The organism is Clostridium nigeriense (assembly GCF_050585265.1).
Lineage (GTDB): Bacteria > Bacillota > Clostridia > Clostridiales > Clostridiaceae > Clostridium > Clostridium nigeriense_B.
The window spans coordinates 1-12,581 of the sequence record NZ_JBNOOE010000017.1 but is presented as its reverse complement, the minus strand read 5'-3'; the positions used below and the strand labels follow the sequence as shown (position 1 = coordinate 12,581).

General features: G+C 27.8%; 13 protein-coding genes and 1 riboswitch. Of the genes, 1 reads left to right on the top strand and 12 read right to left on the bottom strand.

Annotated elements, in window-relative coordinates:
• Position 1: 1 nt before the first annotated feature.
• The 12 genes from ACQPVP_RS13795 to ACQPVP_RS13740 form a co-directional block, all read right to left on the bottom strand.
• The gene (locus ACQPVP_RS13795; RefSeq protein WP_430850866.1) at positions 2–757 is read right to left on the bottom strand and encodes an ABC transporter ATP-binding protein; all 756 of its coding nucleotides are present in this window, start codon (positions 755–757) and stop codon (positions 2–4) included.
• 12 nt (positions 758–769) lie between these two features.
• The gene (locus tag ACQPVP_RS13790) at positions 770–1,804 is read right to left on the bottom strand and encodes a FecCD family ABC transporter permease (RefSeq protein WP_430850864.1); all 1,035 of its coding nucleotides are present in this window, start codon (positions 1,802–1,804) and stop codon (positions 770–772) included.
• Entirely contained in the window at positions 1,791–2,708 is a 918-nt protein-coding gene (locus tag ACQPVP_RS13785; protein ID WP_430850862.1) for an ABC transporter substrate-binding protein, read from the bottom strand. The genes ACQPVP_RS13790 and ACQPVP_RS13785 overlap by 14 nt, the downstream gene beginning before the upstream one ends.
• A 159-nt stretch (positions 2,709–2,867) precedes the next feature.
• A riboswitch (cobalamin riboswitch) is annotated at positions 2,868–3,041 on the bottom strand.
• A 54-nt stretch (positions 3,042–3,095) separates the two neighbouring features.
• Positions 3,096–4,169: a threonine-phosphate decarboxylase CobD gene (gene cobD, locus ACQPVP_RS13780; protein WP_430850860.1), complete on the bottom strand. Its 1,074-nt coding sequence runs from the start codon at positions 4,167–4,169 to the stop codon at positions 3,096–3,098.
• Complete coding sequence (locus ACQPVP_RS13775; RefSeq protein WP_430850858.1) at positions 4,166–5,113, bottom strand: cobalamin biosynthesis protein; 948 nt, start codon at positions 5,111–5,113, stop codon at positions 4,166–4,168. The genes cobD and ACQPVP_RS13775 overlap by 4 nt, the downstream gene beginning before the upstream one ends.
• A gap of 20 nt (positions 5,114–5,133) precedes the next feature.
• Complete coding sequence (locus ACQPVP_RS13770) at positions 5,134–5,742, bottom strand: histidine phosphatase family protein (protein WP_430850857.1); 609 nt, start codon at positions 5,740–5,742, stop codon at positions 5,134–5,136.
• Positions 5,735–6,127: a bifunctional adenosylcobinamide kinase/adenosylcobinamide-phosphate guanylyltransferase gene (locus ACQPVP_RS13765; protein ID WP_430850855.1), complete on the bottom strand. Its 393-nt coding sequence runs from the start codon at positions 6,125–6,127 to the stop codon at positions 5,735–5,737. Before ACQPVP_RS13765 ends, ACQPVP_RS13770 begins: the two co-directional genes overlap by 8 nt.
• A gap of 15 nt (positions 6,128–6,142) precedes the next feature.
• Entirely contained in the window at positions 6,143–6,898 is a 756-nt protein-coding gene (locus tag ACQPVP_RS13760) for an adenosylcobinamide-GDP ribazoletransferase (RefSeq protein WP_430850854.1), read from the bottom strand.
• A complete protein-coding gene (locus tag ACQPVP_RS13755) occupies positions 6,882–7,445 on the bottom strand; it encodes a bifunctional adenosylcobinamide kinase/adenosylcobinamide-phosphate guanylyltransferase (RefSeq protein WP_430850852.1) in 564 nt (187 codons plus the stop codon). Before ACQPVP_RS13755 ends, ACQPVP_RS13760 begins: the two co-directional genes overlap by 17 nt.
• 15 nt (positions 7,446–7,460) lie before the next feature.
• Entirely contained in the window at positions 7,461–8,567 is a 1,107-nt protein-coding gene (cobT, locus tag ACQPVP_RS13750; RefSeq protein ID WP_430850850.1) for a nicotinate-nucleotide--dimethylbenzimidazole phosphoribosyltransferase, read from the bottom strand.
• Between the two features lie 110 nt (positions 8,568–8,677).
• Positions 8,678–9,463, bottom strand: a complete 786-nt coding sequence (locus ACQPVP_RS13745) for an HAD family hydrolase (protein ID WP_430850848.1) — start codon at positions 9,461–9,463, stop codon at positions 8,678–8,680.
• Positions 9,464–9,643: 180 nt separating this feature from the next.
• Positions 9,644–10,534, bottom strand: a complete 891-nt coding sequence (locus tag ACQPVP_RS13740) for a lysostaphin resistance A-like protein (RefSeq protein ID WP_430850846.1) — start codon at positions 10,532–10,534, stop codon at positions 9,644–9,646.
• 264 nt (positions 10,535–10,798) lie between these two features.
• On the opposite strand from ACQPVP_RS13740, the gene ACQPVP_RS13735 reads away from it, so the two are divergent.
• Positions 10,799–12,463, top strand: a complete 1,665-nt coding sequence (locus ACQPVP_RS13735) for a glutamine--tRNA ligase/YqeY domain fusion protein (RefSeq protein ID WP_430850844.1) — start codon at positions 10,799–10,801, stop codon at positions 12,461–12,463.
• Positions 12,464–12,581: the final 118 nt, after the last annotated feature.

Genomic DNA, 12,581 nt, shown 5'->3' with positions numbered 1-12,581 from the left:
CCTATTTCCATTTACCTAAAGTTCTTAGCATAAATGCTTTTATATCTATTCCATATACTTCTTCTAAATCACTACCATTTAATACTTCTCTGGTGTTTCCATTATTTTTAATTACTCCATCTTTAAGCATTAATACCTTGTCACCAAAATTTTGTACTAGATTTAAATCATGAAGTACAGCAACTACTATTTTATTATTTTCTCTTGCCCAAAGCTTTAAATAATCTAACATTTCAATTTGATATCTTAAATCTAAGTGATTTGTCGGCTCATCTAATAATATTACATCTGGATCTTGAGCAAATGCTCTAGCTAAAAATACTCTTTGAAGCTGTCCACCTGATAATTCACTTATAAGTTTATCTTTAATATCTAAAAGTCCAACCTTATCTAAACTACTATTTATTATTTCTTCATCATTTTTATTTAATCTTGAAAATACACCATTTAAATGAGCATATCTTCCTAATGCAACTGTATCATATATACTATATGGAAATAGTATATTGGAACTTTGAGTCATTAATGCTACTCTTATAGCTAAATCCTTTCTTTTTAATGATTTAGTATCCTTTCCATCTAAAAATACACTTCCCTTAAAGGTAATTAAATTTGATATAGCCTTTAGCAATGTACTTTTACCACATCCATTTGGACCAACTATACAAATATTTTCTCCTCTGTTCACCTTAAAATTAACATTTTTTACTACGTCTTCTCCATTATAACCACAATATAAATTTTTAACTTCTAACATATAATCAATCACCTACTTTGACTTTTTAAAGTATAGATATGCAAAGAATGGTGCACCTATCATTGCAGTTACAGCACCTACTGGTAACTCTGAAGGAACTATGATAGTTCTCGAAATTAAATCTGTAATAACCATAAGACATCCGCCAAAAACTACCGACATAGGAATAACATAAGAATGTTTTGAACCAAAAACTTTTCTTACTAAATGTGGAGCAATTAAATCTACGAAACCAATAGTTCCACTTATAGCAACAGCAGCTCCAGTTAATATAGCTACAAATAAAAAAAGATATCTTTTAACTTTTTCTGTTTCAACTCCTATTGCTTTCGCTTGATCCTCTCCAAAAGTTAATACATCCATTTCTTTAACAAAAAGCATAATACCAATTATGCCAATTAAGAAAAATGGAAGTCCAGCCCTTAGATAACTCCAACCTCTCATAGAAAAAGAACCCATTTGCCATAATGTTACAGATTCCATTTTCTTTGTAAATAATGCTGTTAAAGTAGTTAAGGCAGCATTGAAAAATAGTGAAAAAACCATTCCTGTTAAAATAATAGTATTATTCGATAGCTTTTTATCCACTTTACTTGCAAATAATAATACTATAATCATAGTAGCTAAGCTACATAAGAATCCAACTACGGGCATAGAGAAGTTTCCTATGAATGGGATAGCAACTCCAGAAACTACTAAAAGCCCTACTCCTAATGAAGCACCTGATGATACTCCTAGTGTATAAGGAGATGCTAGTGGATTTTTCAAAATTGATTGAACAACAGCTCCACTAGCTGCTAGGGCTCCTCCAACTGAAAAGGCTAATAATACTCTAGGTAACCTTATACTCCAAATTATTGAAACATCCTTAGCCTCAATGCCCTCTAATAAATTTATATTAAATAATTTATGTACAATTATTGAAATAATATCCATAATGCTAATATTGGAACTTCCTATGGAAGTTCCAATACAAATTGTTATAAATACTAGTGGCATTGATAATATCATCAAGGTTTTATTTTTCTTATCTCTACTTATATTCATCTGGATAAATAGCCTTAGCCATTTCCTTTAATGCTTTAATTACATTTTGAGAAGATCTAGATGAAGAATTCTTATCTATACTATATATTTGACCTTCCTTTACTGCTGTTATACTATCCCAACCTTCACGGCTCTTTATGTCATCAACAGCACTTACTCCATTAGAATCTGGAACATTTGTTAATATTACATCTGGATTAGCATCAATTACAGATTCAGGAGTTGGTGAAATCCAAGATTCTTCATTTGCAAATATATTTTCTGCTCCAATTATTTGAATCATTTCGTTTAAGAAAGTATCTTTTCCAAAGCTATATAAAGATGAACCTGAACCAATTTCAAAGTAAACTGTTTTCTTATCAGTTATCTTGTCTCCTATTTCTTTTATAGCTTCAACTTCTTTTTTCATATTTTCAACTATTTCTTTACCTTGTTTTTCAGTGTTAGTTATGTCTGCAATAAATTCAATATCTCCATATATCCCATCTATGCTATAACTACTTGGAATATATACAACTGGAATTCCTGCTTCCTTAACTAATTGAAATGGATCTTCTTCTCCAGACTTATTATGTCCTGACGCTATAATTATATCTGGATCTAATGATATTAAAGTTTCTGCATCTGGGTTTCTAAAATCTATTTGTGGTAAATCAGTATTAACACCTTCCACATCTGCTGAATACTTATCTATAGCAACAAGTTTATCAGAAAGCCCAAGTTCTACTAATACCTCAGTATTAGATGGTGCAGTTGATATTATTTTTTCAATTTTGTTTGGTAAAGTAAATTCATTACCTTCCCTGTCTGTCATAGTTTTTTCAGTCTTGCCACAGCCTGTAAATAGTGCTAAAGAAAACATCATGGCAAAAACTAATGAAAGAATTCTACTTCTTTTTTTCATAATAAATCCTCCTAATTTTTTATTAGGGTTATTCTGTAATTATTTTACAAAATAAAAAGACATACTAAGAGTATGCCCTAAATACTTTTTAATAGTTTTGAATTTTAAATATACTTCAAAACTATGTTAGTATTCCTATTATCCAACCCTCAGAAGATAATAGTTTTCCCATAAAAGGCAGGTATCCCGGCTTTACTTCATCCTACTCTCAAACCTTCCCGCTATTGCAGTGGCATTAATAGATTTCGTCCATTACACGGTTACTGGGGTAGCTCAGGAATATACCTGATTCCCTATTAAGCTTTTAAAAGCACCTAATATAGTTATATAGCCTAAATTCCAATTTGAATTATATTATTAATGCTATTATATGTCAATTAAAATGTATTAATTAATTGCATTTTTTAAAGCCATGATTAATTTATCATTTTCTTCTCTTGTTCTTACTGCAACTCTATAATAACTATCATTTAATCCAATATAATTATTACAACTTCTAATAATTATATTTTCTTTCATTAACTCTAGCTTTAAATCAATATTATTAATTATCTTAAACATTATAAAATTGACAGATGGATTAAATACTTTTATATCATTAAATTTATTTAATTCTTTATATAAATAGTTTTTTTCTTTTTGTATATATGATATTGTTCTATTAATATATTCCTTATCTTTTATAGCCTCCAAAGTAGCTTTCTCAGCTAAAATATTTATATTCCATGGTACTGAAACCAATTCCATCTTATTTATAATTTCTTTATTTTCACACATACCATAACCAATTCTAATACCTGGTATTGCAAATAATTTCGTCATAGACTTAATTATAAAAATATTATTATATTCCTTTAGTAAATTAATTACAGAGTAGCTTTCTCCATCTCTTACAAAATCCAAAAATGATTCATCTATTACTAATATTGTATTTGTAGATAATGCTTTCTTAGCAATATTAATAATAACTTCTTTATCAGTAAGTATCCCTGTTGGATTATTAGGATTACAAATAAATATCATGTCTATATCCTCATTAATATGGTTAATTATATCTTCATCTATCATCCAATTATTGTTTTCTTTTAAATAGTAATATTCAATATTACTACCAACACTTAATACTGCTTCCTCATATTCTCCAAAAGTCGGTCCAGGAATCAGCACCTTCTTTGGATTAATAGCCCTTACTAAATTAAATATAATTTCTGCTGCCCCATTCCCCAATATTAAATTATTATAATTAATTTTTTCAAATTCACTAATAGCTAATTTCAAATTGTAATATGTAATATCTGGATATCTCTCTATTTCATCTAAAGCATTAATAATTGCTTCTTTAACTTTTATATTTACCCCTAAAGGATTTATATTTGCAGAAAAATCAATTAAATTTTCCTTATTTAATTTATAAATTCTAGACAATTCATCTAAATTTCCACCATGAACTACTTTACTCATATTAAAAATCTCCCTATTAAAGTTAAAATCATAGCAATTAAATAACTTAAAAATGAAACTAAATATAAAATATTATTAGTTTTATTTACATCATCAATATTTATTTTCTTTATTTCATCACCAATAGTTGGCTTTTCCACTAATTTACCGAAGTAATAATTAGCTCCACCTAATTTTAATCCTAAAGCACCTGCCACTGCTGCTTCTGGATGAGCACTATTAGGACTACTATGATTACTTTTATCTCTATGATAAATCTTATATGAATTTTTATAATCTAACCTTAATATAAATGATGCCAGCACGATTAAATATCCCGTAAGCCTTGCTGGTATATAATTAAATACATCATCTAGCTTTGCTGGAAAAAAGCCAAAATCTTTATACTTATCATTTTTATATCCAAACATAGAATCCATAGTATTTACAGCTTTATAAACAAAAGCAAAGTGTGCTCCCAAAAGTCCTGCATAAAAAATTGGTGCAACTACTCCATCTGACATATTTTCAGCTATAGTTTCAACTACTGCTCTTAATATTCCTTCCTTATCTAATGACTTCGTATCCCTTCCAACTATATATGAAAGCTGATTTCTAGCCCCTTCTATATCATCTTTTAATAAAAATTTTATTACTTTTAATCCCTCAACCTTTAGAGCCTTTGTAGAAATAGTAAAATATATCATTATACCACTAATAACTATTCCAACTATATGATTAATACTAAAGCTTATCTTTACAATGTAACAACTTACTAAATAAACTATTAAAACACTAAAAATCCAAGTTAATAATCCTGCAATCTTTAATGAATTTTTTAAAATTTTTCTAAATATCTTTTCTAACTTCTTGCATAAGCTTCCTATTAATCTAATAGGATGAATTGGATTTTGAGGGTCTCCAATTATTAAATCTAATAAATAACCAATAGTTAATTCCTTCATTTTTTTCTTCCTAACTTCTATTATTTCTTTAACTCCATAACTTTTCTAATTTCAAAACTATCAACTAGAAATTCTACTGAAAGTTTATATCCTTCTCCAAAACTTGGCTGCCAGCTATAGAAATTCTTACTATCATCATAAAATTCTTCTAATATAGTTCCTATAGTGCCTCCGTGAGAAACTAATAAAGCTGATCTAATTTCTTTTTTTCTTAAATCATTAATAAATCTTACAAATTCAGATTTTATCCTAGCTTTATAACTCTTCTTACTTTCTCCCTTTGGACATAAAACTTCACCAGTATTATCCATTATCCAATTAATATAATTTTTATCTTCTTTTAAATCCTCATAGGATTTCATTTCAAACTCACCAAAGTCATACTCAAAAAAACCTTTTAATTCTTTATAATAGCAATCTTTATATAAAACCCTAAAAGTTTCATTTGCTCTTTTTGCACCACTAGTAAAGTACATCTCACAATCCGGATAACTTATTTTTTTCTTTAAATCTATAAGTTCATTTATTCCTTTATGGCTTAATTTTAAATCAGTCTTTCCACAGTACAACTTTTTTTCATTAGCTATTGTTTTTCCATGACGTATTAAAAAAATATCTATCTTATTCATCATTAATCACCATTGGTATTCCACAGAAAACTCTATAAATAACTTCTGAGTTCTTACCTATATATTGAAGACATCTTCCTGTATTTTCTCTCCAAAATCTATCTTCTTTCTTTAATGGAACTATTCCCTGGGAAATATCATCACATACTATTATTTTATTTTTAAATAACTCTTGATTTTCTATAATATAATCTAAAGCATCTATATTATCTAAGGAAAGCTTATAAGTTAACTTATGAAAATTATTAATCACTTTTTTAGAGAAATCTACATTTAAGTCTTTTAAATCATCATTAACTGTAAAAATATCTTCATTTGATATATTAAATTTTTCTTTAACAAAATTAACTTTTCCATTATAAGCACCACCAAAAACTAATATCAAAAATATCACCCCCTACTATATTATACATAAACATAGTATTCCTACTACTTCTGCAATTACAAGTCCATACCCTGCACTATCTCCAGACATTCCTCCAAGTTCTTTAGTACTTTTATTTACAGATAATACTGCAGAAACTATCATAAATATAGGTACTAATATAGCTTTAAAATTAAATATTATAATAAAAGAAATTGAAGAAACTAATAAAAATAAATATAAAATAACTGTATCTATTTTACTAGTGTCCTTTTTAAAGTAAGATCCTAAAGAGCTTTCTTTCATAGAATCTTTTTTTATAAGCATAAGTGCCATTAAACATCTTGATATTATAGGGATAATTATAATTCCAATTATATTTACTTTATTTTCTACTAAAGTATAGGTTGCTGCAAAATCAATAATAAACAAAATAGCTAGAGAAATAACTGCAAAAGCACCTGTATTTGGATCCTTCAGTATTCTTATCTTTTCTTTTTGATCCCTTCTAGATAATAAAGCATCGCTTACATCCATAAATCCATCTAAATGTAACATTCCTGTAATTACAAAAGGAGTTACCATAGTAATTGCAGATATTAAAATTATAGACAGATTAAAATAATCTACAATTCTATAAACACAGTAATTAATAAGTCCAACTACTAAACCAACTAAAGGATAAAGCTTCATCATATGTCTAACTGCTTCATCCCTCCAACTTTTATAAGGCATTGGTATTATTGTAAACATGCTTATGGCCATTATAAAACCATTAAATAAATTTTTCATTTAAATCCCTCACATAATTTTTACCTTTATGAATTATTTCATTACCAAAGGAAAATTCAATAACAATATCAGCTATAGAAGCTAATGATATATTAATACTTCCTAACTCTCTTCTAAAGGAATCTGTATAATCATCATATATTATTCCATCACTAAATAAATAATCTGTAACTATAACTAAGTTTTTTACATTATTACTTATAGACTTTATTTCACTAATAATCTTATCACTAACCTCAGAAATAAAAGCATCTTTAGGAAACATTTCGTTTGTAACTAAGGAGGTTATACTATCAATTAATATAGTATCCTTATTATCAATCTTATAAAGTATATCTTTTATATCTTGATTCTTCTCAATGGTTTTAAATCCCCATCCTTTTCTATCTTCAACATGATTTTTTATTCTTTTTAAATCCTCATCATCATATGGCTTCATTGTTGCTATATAATATAAATAACCTTCTCTATTCTCTAACCCTTTTGCATATCTTTGCGCAGCCATTGATTTTCCACTTTTTGAACCACCTACTAATAAAATAATCATATTTATCAAGCCTCTTTATTTCTTATTTACTATATAACTTTTTTTATCTCTAATTTCTTCTAAGTAGCTTGGATCTATTTCAGCTTCTTCAAAAGTTGCCATATTATTCATCATGGCACATGCATAATTTACTATTGAAAATGCTATAGGGCACCCACTACCTTCACCTAATCTCATATCTAAATTTATCATTGGATCAATTCCAATGTTATCTATAGCAATTTTATATCCTATTTCTTTAGAAATATGTGATGCTATTAAATAGTCTTTTATATCTTGGCATAACTTAGTTGCTAATAAGGCTGCTACTGCTGATATAAATCCATCAATTACCACTGGAAGCTTGTAATAAGCAGCTCCTATATAAACTCCTACCATTCCAGCTAAATCAAATCCACCAACCTTCGAAAGTACATCTATTGGATCATTTTTCTTTGGTTTATTAATATTTATTGCTCTTCTTACTACTTCTATCTTCCTTTTAAAGGCTTCATCCGTAAGTCCTGCCCCCTTACCTACAACTTCTTCTATTTCACAATTCAATAAAGAAGCTAAGACTGCACTGCTTGTTGTAGTATTTCCTATACCCATTTCCCCTACGCCAACTATTTCATATCCTTTTTCCTTAGCTTCTCTAACCATATCTATTCCTATGTAAATAGCTTTTAATGCTTCTTCATAGCTCATTGCAGGCCCTTTAGCTATATTATAAGTTCCTTTTCTAATCTTCCTATTAATAGCTCCCGGAATTTCCCCATCACAATTAACTCCTATATCTATAACAAATAAATCAGTATTATTTTCTTTTGCTAATACAGCTACACCAGTAATTCCTTTAGAAAAATTAATAGTTTGAGCTAATGTAACATATTGTGGAGATGAAGCAACCCCCTCTTCTACAACGCCATTATCTGAAGATAAAATTATTATACACTTTTTATTTATTTCATTATTAATCTTCCCTGTTATTCCTGCTAATTTTATCGCTATTTCTTCAAGTTTTCCTAAACTACCTAAAGGCTTCGCTAGAGAATCTACTCTTTTTTTAGCCTTATCTATGGCTGATTTGTTTCCCTTTTCTATGTTATTTATAACTTTAAATACTTCTTCTTCATATTTCATTTATAATCCCCTATTTAACTATTATCTAATTGCAATTATTAAAAAAGTTCTTCTATATAATTTCCTAAAGATTAAAATAGGATATAAAAAAATATCCCCATTTATAATATTTACAATTTGACAACTTCTTTTATAGCCTCAACTACTCCATTATCATTATTACTCTTTGCTATAAATCTAGAAACTTTCTTTAAATCATCATGAGCATTTTCCATAGCAAAGCTGTAATAAGCCTTCTCCATCATTTCTAGATCATTTAAATAATCTCCAAAAACCATAGTTTCTTCAGGAGTTATATCAAGTATTTCTTGTACCTTATCAATTGCTACTCCTTTATTAACTCCTTTAGCCGTAATATCTAACCATATTTTTCCTGAAACTGTTACTTGAAGATTGTCCCAATATTCCTTATAGTGATTATTACTATTTAATTCTGATCCTGAAAAATCGCAAACAGTAACTTTCAAAACATCATCATCTACTTTTGTTAAATCATCAACTATTTCATATCTTTCATAATATTTTTCAGTTTCTTTAATTAATCTTTCATCATTATTTTCAATATAAGCTGATTTCTTACCACAAAGAATTGGGAATGCATTATCTATATTTCTAGCTATCTTTAAAAGATCTACTGCTATTTCCCTATCTAATGAATTAAGTAATATTTCTTCTCCCTTATACACTACAAAAGTTCCATTTTCAGCAATAAACATAATATCATCACTTATTCTTTCGAATCTCTTTAATAGATTATAATATTGTCTTCCACTTGCTGCAGCAAATATTATATTTTTTTCCTTAAGTTTATTAAAAACCTCAAAAAATTCTTCATTTATTTCATCTTTTTTATTTAATAAAGTTCCATCCATATCAGATGCTATTAATTTTATCATAATCTAATTTCCTCCATTGTAAAATATTAATATAGTGCTTTAAGATTATTCTGCACCATCTTTTCTTCTCGTTTATTATTATTTATTATCTTCTATTACCATTTTGTATTATTTTCTTTAGATTATCAATAGAAAAAGCTAGTAAAATCATCTATACAATTTCTTACTAGCTTTTTGTTATTAATTTAAATTATTAAAATCTTCAAAATTCATTATTTTCTCTTCATTATTAATATTGCTCTTTCTAATTAATAATATCAATAATGCCATTCCTATAGTACCTACTACTGTAAATATAATATAAAGTAAAGTCCCACCAATATAATCTCCTAGCATAAAAGAAGCTATATTTGCAGTTAAATTATTTACCATATGCATTATTATAGCTGGCCATAAAGATTTAGTTTTATAAGTAACATAACCAAATACTAATCCTAAAAGTGTTGCATAGGTACCTTGAACTAAATTTCCATGGAATACACCAAATAAAATTGCTTGAATAATTATTGTCCACTTAATAGAGATTTTCTTCTTTAAAGTATTATAAATTACACCTCTAAATAAAAACTCTTCAGCAATAGGTGCAACAATTCCAACAGTAAGCATTGAAATTAATATGCTTCCTTGGCTTATTGGAGCTAATATATCATTCATATATTCAAATTGGCTTGAAAAGAAACCTGCTTCCTCAACTAAGCTTAATACTCCTGAATTAAATAGCCAACAAGAAATCCCTAATATAATTGCAAAAAAAATATTAAACCTATTAGCTTTTACAATTTGAAGCTCCTCTTTATAATTTCTCCTTTTAATTTTATATATAAGTATTAAAGCTAATATTGTTATTACTGATGAAATTAATAAGAAAATATTTGTTAAACTTAAAATAGAATTAATCGTACTATCCATTTCGTATTCTAATGTTAATCCATTCTCCATTTGAATGACTCCATTAATTACATAGTAAAAGCCAATTGCAATTCCCCCTACTATAGATACAGCTAGTTGTATTAAAACCGTTAAAAGTAAATACCCAATAGAAGCGAAAAATGCTTTAAATTTTTCTTTCATATAATCCTCCCTTTTATACTTAATTAGTTTATACTTTAATTATATATTATTTTTACTTTTTATTCCATAATTTATAACTATTATCCACTTAATATTGATAAATAAATATCTATAACCTTTAATTTATCTTCTATCCCTTTATTTTTTTCTAACCTTAGTTTAAAATTATAGATACATATTTATTTAATCTTTGATTTAAAAGTAAAAAATAGTGTATAACTATATATAACAATAAAAGATAATTTGTATAGGAGAGGTTTGCATATGTCAAATGAAAACATGTCATCTAACTTTATAAGAAATATAATTATTGAAGATTTAGAATCAAAAAAACACGATGAAATAATTACTCGTTTTCCACCTGAGCCAAATGGATATCTACATATTGGTCATGCTAAATCAATAGTTTTAAACTCAGGTCTTGCAGAAGAATTTAAAGGGAAGTTTAATTTAAGATTCGATGATACTAACCCAACTAAAGAAGATACTGAATATGTTGAGTCAATTAAAGAAGATGTTAAGTGGTTAGGCGGTAATTGGGATGATATCTATTTTGCTTCTAACTATTTCGATATTATGTATGATAAGGCAAAGTTATTAATAAAAAAGGGATTAGCTTACGTTTGTGATTTAACTCCAGAAGAAATAAGAGAATATAGAGGAACTTTAACTGAACCAGGAAAGGAAAGTCCTTATAGAAATAGATCAGTAGAAGAAAATCTTGATTTATTAGAAAGAATGAAAAATGGTGAATTTGAAGATGGAACAAAAGTTCTAAGAGCTAAAATAGATATGGCTTCTCCTAATATCAATATGAGAGACCCTATAATATATAGAATTGCTCATGCTACACACCATAACACTGGAGATAAGTGGTGTATTTATCCTATGTATGATTTTGCTCACCCACTTGAAGATGCTATTGAGGGAATAACACACTCAATTTGTACTTTAGAATTCGAAGATCATAGACCTCTTTATGATTGGTTTGTTAAAGAATGTGAAATGGACAGCACTCCAAGACAAATAGAATTTGCTAGACTTAACATGACTAACACAGTTATGAGTAAAAGAAAGCTTAAACAATTAGTTGATGAAAATGTAGTAGATGGATGGGATGATCCAAGAATGCCTACAGTATCTGGATTAAGAAGAAGAGGCTATACCCCTGAAGCTATTAGAAATTTCTGTGGTGCTATTGGTGTTTCTAAGGCTAATTCTGTTGTAGATTCTCAAATGCTTGAATACTTCATAAGAGAAGATTTACAATTAAAAGCAAATGCTGCTATGGCTGTTATAAGACCATTAAAAGTTGTTATAACTAACTATCCAGAAGGTCAAACTGAAATGCTACCAGTTCCAAATAACGCTAAAAATGAAGCTGCTGGTACTAGGGAAGTTCCTTTTTCAAGAGAAATTTATATAGAACAAGAAGACTTTATGGAAGTACCAGTTAAAAAGTACTTTAGATTATTCCCAGGAAACGAAGTGAGATTAATCGGTGCTTACTTTATTAAATGTAATGATGTAATTAAAGATGAAAATGGAAATGTAGTTGAATTACATTGTACTTATGACCCAGAAACTAAGAGTGGTTCTGGATTTACTGGAAGAAAGGTTAAAGGAACTATTCACTGGGTAGATGCTAAAACTGCAAAACCAGCAGAATTTAGACTTTATGAACCTTTAATTTTAGATGATGCTCCTGAAAATGAGGGTAAGCATTTCTTAGAACAAATAAATCCTAACTCATTAGAAGTACTACAAGGATATATTGAAGATACTACTGCTAAAGTAGCAAAACCACAAGATAAGTTCCAATTAGTTAGAAATGGATTCTTTAATGTAGATCCAAAGTACACTACAGATGATAAATTAGTATTTAATAGAATAGTGTCACTTAAGAGCTCATTTAAAATTAATAATTAAGAATTAAAAATGAATAATTATTGTAAGAAGCTGTCCTTTGACCAATGTCATTAAGTTAAGAAATTGGTTTTAAAAAAATCTACTAAGAGCAAGATATAAATTAATATCTTGCTCTTTT

Excerpts from the sequence above, each read along its gene's own strand:
- ACQPVP_RS13795 (WP_430850866.1), bottom strand. The coding sequence starts at position 757 with ATGTTAGAAGTTAAAAATTTATATTGTGGTTATAATGGAGAAGACGTA.
- ACQPVP_RS13790 (WP_430850864.1), bottom strand. The coding sequence starts at position 1,804 with ATGAATATAAGTAGAGATAAGAAAAATAAAACCTTGATGATATTATCA.
- ACQPVP_RS13785 (WP_430850862.1), bottom strand. The coding sequence starts at position 2,708 with ATGAAAAAAAGAAGTAGAATTCTTTCATTAGTTTTTGCCATGATGTTT.
- cobD (WP_430850860.1), bottom strand. The coding sequence starts at position 4,169 with ATGAGTAAAGTAGTTCATGGTGGAAATTTAGATGAATTGTCTAGAATT.
- ACQPVP_RS13775 (WP_430850858.1), bottom strand. The coding sequence starts at position 5,113 with ATGAAGGAATTAACTATTGGTTATTTATTAGATTTAATAATTGGAGAC.
- ACQPVP_RS13770 (WP_430850857.1), bottom strand. The coding sequence starts at position 5,742 with ATGAATAAGATAGATATTTTTTTAATACGTCATGGAAAAACAATAGCT.
- ACQPVP_RS13760 (WP_430850854.1), bottom strand. The coding sequence starts at position 6,898 with ATGAAAAATTTATTTAATGGTTTTATAATGGCCATAAGCATGTTTACA.
- ACQPVP_RS13755 (WP_430850852.1), bottom strand. The coding sequence starts at position 7,445 with ATGATTATTTTATTAGTAGGTGGTTCAAAAAGTGGAAAATCAATGGCT.
- cobT (WP_430850850.1), bottom strand. The coding sequence starts at position 8,567 with ATGAAATATGAAGAAGAAGTATTTAAAGTTATAAATAACATAGAAAAG.
- ACQPVP_RS13745 (WP_430850848.1), bottom strand. The coding sequence starts at position 9,463 with ATGATAAAATTAATAGCATCTGATATGGATGGAACTTTATTAAATAAA.
- ACQPVP_RS13740 (WP_430850846.1), bottom strand. The coding sequence starts at position 10,534 with ATGAAAGAAAAATTTAAAGCATTTTTCGCTTCTATTGGGTATTTACTT.
- ACQPVP_RS13735 (WP_430850844.1), top strand. The coding sequence starts at position 10,799 with ATGTCAAATGAAAACATGTCATCTAACTTTATAAGAAATATAATTATT.